The sequence below is a fragment of the Synechococcus sp. R55.7 genome, from assembly GCF_047461955.1.
GTDB lineage: Bacteria > Cyanobacteriota > Cyanobacteriia > Thermostichales > Thermostichaceae > Thermostichus.
This window is the reverse complement of record NZ_JANSIC010000002.1, coordinates 26,591-27,654: the sequence shown is the minus strand read 5'-3', so window position 1 is coordinate 27,654 and position 1,064 is coordinate 26,591. Positions and strand designations below refer to the sequence as shown.

The window sequence follows — 1,064 nt, the reverse complement described above, 5'->3', positions numbered from 1 at the left end:
AAAAGGCATTGGGCTCCACACCGCTGTCGCGAAAGCCGGCACCTGAACCCAGCGAGCGCACCCGACCCTCAGCCGTCAACGGGATCCCCAGCAGCAAGCCCAGCGCCAGGATGCGGATCCCCCAAGGGATCCCCAGCCCATCCAGGGCCCACACGTTCACCGGCACCAGCAGCAGGGCAATAGCCTCCAAGGTTTGACCGGTTAGACGCAGCCCTTCCTGCCGTTGGATCCATCCAGCACCTACCCCAAAAGCCGCCGTATAGGCCAAGAGCACCCCATACTGAGCAGTTGGAGAAAATTGCTCCCAGTGGCTGGCCGCCAGCACCCCCGAGGACACCACCACCAAAAACAGGCCCAGCAGCAACAGCCAAGCCACGCTCAGCTCTGACAGCAAGTTCCGCAGCAAAACAGCCAGCGCCGGGGTAGGGGGGGGCAAGGACTCCGTCCGAGTAGCGCGAGTGGATTGAGGGGCAGCTTGGGGCTCTTCTCCCCCCTCGACCGCAGGTTCCTCAACCCCAGATCCGGCCAGGCGAGCATTTCTTTCTCGCACCATCCCTGGGATCCAAATCAAATCCAGGAGCTGACCGATCCCCAGCAGCCCAAAGGTCAACAGCCAGAGCAAACCCGTCCGCCAGCGGCCCAGATAAAAACGGTGCAGGCCACAGATGCCAAACAAACCCAAAATCCAGAGCACGTAGGCCGAGCCAAGACGAGCCGGGATCTCGTCGCTGGGGGAAACTGCCGCTGACCTTGGTTCCTCCCCCTCTAGCCGATACTGCTCCACCAGCAAGCGAAAGTGCTCTGGGGTCAGTAAGCCCAGCTCCAGCCAAGCTCGCAAACCTCGCAACACCTGCTGCCGGGATCCCCGAACGGTGAGCTGCAAAAGGACGTCGTCCGAGGAGCGCGAACGGTCAGATTGCGGCTCCTCTGTTCCTGAGGGCGGAGCGCGATCCTGGGATCCCATGGCCGGACTCCTTGAGCAAAAAGGCTTGGGGCTACTGCTACTCTAAGCCTTGCTCTAGCCGGTTGCCATGCCGTTCTCAAATCCTTCTCCTGCTGCGGCA

1 protein-coding gene is annotated in these 1,064 nt (G+C 61.9%); it reads right to left on the bottom strand.

Annotated elements, in window-relative coordinates:
* The coding region (locus NW820_RS00350; protein ID WP_414406372.1) for an NINE protein at window positions 1-964 on the bottom strand (964 nt) is incomplete at its 3' end.
* Window positions 965-1,064 lie beyond the last annotated feature (100 nt).